The organism is Mesorhizobium sp. B2-7-1 (assembly GCF_006440735.1).
Classification (GTDB): domain Bacteria; phylum Pseudomonadota; class Alphaproteobacteria; order Rhizobiales; family Rhizobiaceae; genus Mesorhizobium.
In genome coordinates, this window is the sequence record NZ_VFUA01000192.1 from 1 (window position 1) to 4611 (window position 4611).

The following is a 4611-nucleotide window of genomic DNA, read 5'->3' on the forward strand; positions in this document are numbered from 1 at the left end:
GGTCTCTAAGCTGGCGCTCGCTGTCTTGTATCCTCGCTTCCGCAATCTTTTTGTCGCTTATATCCCGGGCGATCTTGGAAGCCCCGATGATGCGGCCTGATGCATCCCGCACGGGCGATATGGTGAGAGAAATATCCACCAGCGTTCCGTCCTTGCGGCGGCGGACCGTCTCGAAGTGATCCACGAGTTCGCCATTGCGGATGCGCCCTAGGATCAGAGGCTCCTCGCCCAGGCGATCCTCGGGGATAATGGTGGCGATCGGCTTGCCGACCATCTCCGCGGCCGTATAGCCGAACAAGCGTTCGGCGCTGCCGTTCCAGGTCGAGACGATGCCATTCAGATCCTTGCTCACGATGGCGTCATGGGAGGACTCCACGATCGCCGCCAGCCGCTGGGCCGCCTTCTGAGTTCTGACTCGCTCAAGGCCGAAGCGGAGCTGGCGCGCGATTGTCTGGGCGACGTCCAGCTGTTCTGCCGTGCAATCGTGCGGCTCGTCGAAATAGGCCATGAATTTGCCCAGCAGACGCCCGCCTTCAGTTATCGGGATGAAGCAGACTGCGCTAATCCCTTCTGTCCGGATTGCCTGTTTCAAGCTGTCGGGGAGTTCGGCGTGTTCCACGTCTCTCATGGAAATAGGCTGCGGATCGCGGTCTGCCGCGGACCAGGGCGAATGGCCTTCGACGGCGGCTCGATATGCATCCGACAGGCCCCGCCAGGCGACGAACTTCATGCTACCGCCGTCCAACAGCAGAATAGAAGCACGTTGACATCTCAGCCCGCGCTGAATTGCGTCGAGGGCCGCCTCATAGACGCCTTCAGGGGTCAGGGCGTGCTGGAGCATTTCCGTCAACTGATGCAACGCAGCCTGCTCCTCGGCCCGTCGGGCGAGTATCGCCTCAATCTCTTTCCGCTCGGAGACGTCGTGCTGGACCCTTACCGCGTAGCGGAACTGCCCGCTGGCGTCGAGAACGCTGGAAGACGTTACGACCGCCCAGAACATCGACCCGTTCTTGCGCACGAACCGCTTCTCGATCGCGTAGCTCTTGATTTTGCCGGCGACCTGTTGGCGATATTTCGCGCGATCGACCTCGACGTCGGCAGGATAGGTCCAATCAAAAACCGGTCGACCTATCAACTCCTCCTGCGTGTAGCCCAACAAATGGCACAAATGCCCGTTGACCCGCAGCAGCCGGCCTTCAGCGTCAGCCTCAACTATTCCGACGCCAGCGCTGTCATAGGTTAGGGCAAGCCTCTGCTCCTGCTCGCGCAGCAGCTCGTCCGCTTTGACCTTTTCGGTCACATCGATGGTGACGCAACGCGTGTTGATCATCCGTCCGCCAGCGGAACGGGCATTGGAGCTAATCTCCACCCAACGGATGGAGCCGTCCCTGGCGCGCAACCTGGCGCGATAATGCTGGAGGTGCTCGCGCCGAGAAAGGCGATCCAAGATGTCGTCAATCGTGGCGGGATCGGCGTGAACTTCCCGGATATTGCGGCCTATGTATTCGTCCGGGGCATAGCCGAGCAGGTCCAGTTCGGCTCGATTAGCACGCAATATGGTGCCGTCATTGCTGACGATGTGGAGCCCGACGGCTGCATTCTCGAAGAAATCCTCCAGCTCACTGCCGGGAGGTAGAACCGCGCGGTCTCCTTCGACCTCGCTGTTATCCCCGAAGGATCGCGCGCCAGAAATGCTGGAGGGCAAAGCTCGTTGTTCCATGAAATACTAAAACCCCTGGAGCCGGCCTAACGCTCGACCAGACAGGAGGTTCCAACGGTTTGCACTTCTCACATCCGCGATGTGTAAGGAGGCCGAAGCGCAGGAGCAGCGATCCTGGCGAGAATGGCTATTGCAGCAACGCGGTCGTCCTATCGAGCGCGCTCGGGAACCCTTTCAGCGAAAGCGCCAGATTCGTCTCCTTGCCGCCATCGGCGACCACCTTGACCTTGAGGCTGGTCCCCTTACGCAGGGCCGCCACGGTTTCGATGTCGAAGCTGAGATCGACGATGCAGCCGCCAGGGAGGCAGGTACGGAAGCGGAGCGGCGGAACCACGACACCGTCGTCGATCTGCAGCGTCACTCCCTGATCGAGCGCGAGGCCAAATGGTAGCACGAGCGTTCCCTGAAGTACGTCCCCATTGGGCCGAAGCTCAACCGCCAGGATGCGCTGCCGCGACTGTCCGTCGGCCTGCTCCTGGGAGAGCGAGCACGCTTTGCCCGCCGCACCGCTTTGCGTCGTGGCGTTGCAAGCCACTGTCCAGTCGCCATGTCCTTCTCTGAGCGACGTCGCTCCGCCCGGCAAGGCGGTCTCGTCTGCAAACGCCGAGATGGCAAAGCCCATGACCAGCAGCGCGGTTGCCACCAGCAGGAGGCTCCTACCCAAATTCTTCCGCTTCATCTTCTTCCTATCTTCATCAGGCGTTCGTCCGGGACACATCGCCCCGAATCTTGATCCCAGTCGGCCCCGCTCACCACTTCACGCTGAAGCCAAGCTTGGCGCCGATTGCCCGGCTGTCCCCGAACTCTTTGAGGCTCGACTTGGCGAAGGTCTCGCCGAAGACGGTGTAGCGATCGTCGGCCCAGGAGAGCGAGCCGCCGAGGCCGAGCCCGCCCCAGAGCGGCTGGTCGTGCTCGTGGAAGCCAACCCCGGACACATCCACGTCATTGCCGTCGAGGAAGTCGTAGTAGAGATTGGCGATGCCGTAGATGTGCGAGCGGCTGACCTTGCCCTGCGCGCCCGTCCAGGCATCCTCGTAGTCCAGCGACAGGCCGGCGCGGCCGGTGAGGACATCGCTGCCGCTCAGCGATACCGCCGCGCCGAACGGATCGGTGAAGCTGTTGAAGCGGACCGAGGAGTAAGAGAGCTGAGCCTGCGGCGTCAGCGTCCACTTGCCCTGCAACGCGAGTTTCTGGCCGGCCTCGATGCTCAGCGCATAGCCAAAGCCGTTGTTGCCCTTGGCGACATCGCTGCCCAGCGTGGCGGACTTCAGATTGCTGTCATACCAGGTCACCTCAGCCTGGCCGTCGGTGTAGAAGCCATTGTCTCCATACCAGGTCAGCGAGCCGCCAAAGCCGTAGCCGGTGGCCTGGATGGAGCCTACACCATAGATCGAGGAGATGTCGGACGAGGCCGTGCCATAGTGGAAGGTGAGGCCGCCCAGCAGAATGCCTGTAGCATCCTCATAGAGAAGGCCATCGAAGCCAGACTGCAGCTTCCAGGTGGTCACGTCATAGTCCGAGACCGTGGTCGCGCTCTCCGGCCTCTGCTTGGTGTGCGCCCCCTCGATGCGGGCCCAGATCGCACTCTGGGTGGGCACGCTACCGATCTCGTCGGCGCCCTGGCTGGCGCCGGTCCAGGAGCGGTTGCCAACGCGCTGCTGCAGGGTGCCGAGCTCGTTCAGGCTTTGCAGCACGCCGGGATAGGCCTCGTAAATGGGCACGGCCGGCGAGTAGAGTGGCTGCGGCGATCCGTTGATCAGTGCCGAGCGAAGATACCAGTCACCGTCATCGGGGCTGCTCACGCCATTCTTGTAGAGCCGGTAGGCATAAGCGCCGCCGACCACGGCCTGGTCGCCCTGGAAGACATAGTCGCCGGCAAGCGAGAACGTCCCGGCCGAGGTGCCGCCAACATCGATGATCTTGATGCCTTCCACCGTCTGCGCGCCGCCGCCCCCGAGATTGGCCACTTTGAGCGTGGTGCTGCCGGACGTATTGCCGGTGACGACCAGCCGGTCGGTGGCGGAGCTGTCGTCGCCGAGCACCGTCTCGATTTCCAGCGTGCCGCCGTTGCCGGTGTAGTTGCCGGCGATGGTAAGCGTGCCCGGCACGCCCGGATTGCCGGCGGCGATCGTGCCGCCCGCTGCATTGGTGGTGTCGCAGACCGTGCCGGTGCCTTCGAGACGCCCGCCGGAGAGCACATTGACTGTGCCGCACAGGCTCCCCGAGACGTTGACCGTGCCGCCGCCGATCGCGGTGGTGCCGGTGAAGCCGGACGAGTCGGCCGTCAGCGCCAGCGTGCCGGCGCCGCTCTTGGTCAAGGCGCCGGCGCCGGACAGCATCCCGTTCAGCGTCAGCGTCGTGGCGGCATCGGTCGAGATCGTGCCCTGGCCCAGCACATCGACGGCGCGGCCGCTGGCGAAGCTGGCGGTGGTGTCGAGCGTGCCGCCGTTAAAGGAGAGCCCGCCCGCGGCATCGCCGAGATTGGCATCGGCGGAGACCTGCAGCGTGCCGCCATTGATGGCGGTACCGCCGGTGTAGCTGTTGGTGCCGGTCAGCACCAGCGTGCCCGCGTCGGTCTTGACGAGCTGGGTGTCGCCGCTGAGCGCCGAGGCGATGGTGACCGTGTAGCCCGCGCCGGCGCTGGTGCCGTCGCCGACCCTGATGGTCGACTGTGGCCCGACGAGCCCGATGTCACCGCCCTGGATGACATAGCCGTCGGTGGCGAACTGCATGCCGGCTGCCGTCACTTGGCCGAGGCCGTTGTCCACCGTCACCGTGCCGGCGGTGCCTGCGAAGATGGCCAAGGCGCCGTCCGAATAAGCGGCGTTGATCAGGCCCGTCTGTTCGGTCCAGTTGTCGTTGCCCGAGGAACTCTGCCAGGTACCGTTGCC

At 63.8% G+C, this 4611-nt stretch carries 3 protein-coding genes; all 3 read right to left on the reverse strand.

Annotated elements, in window-relative coordinates:
- On the reverse strand, window positions 1-1720 hold a 1720-nt coding region (locus tag FJ471_RS34115; protein WP_140811164.1), incomplete at its 3' end, for a PAS domain S-box protein.
- Between the two features lie 127 nt (window positions 1721-1847).
- Window positions 1848-2399, reverse strand: coding sequence for an invasion associated locus B family protein (locus tag FJ471_RS34120; RefSeq protein ID WP_246684919.1), 552 nt, complete (start codon window positions 2397-2399; stop codon window positions 1848-1850).
- 70 nt (window positions 2400-2469) lie between these two features.
- Window positions 2470-4611 (reverse strand): autotransporter outer membrane beta-barrel domain-containing protein (locus tag FJ471_RS34125; protein WP_140811166.1); only part of this gene is annotated, 2142 nt, incomplete at its 5' end.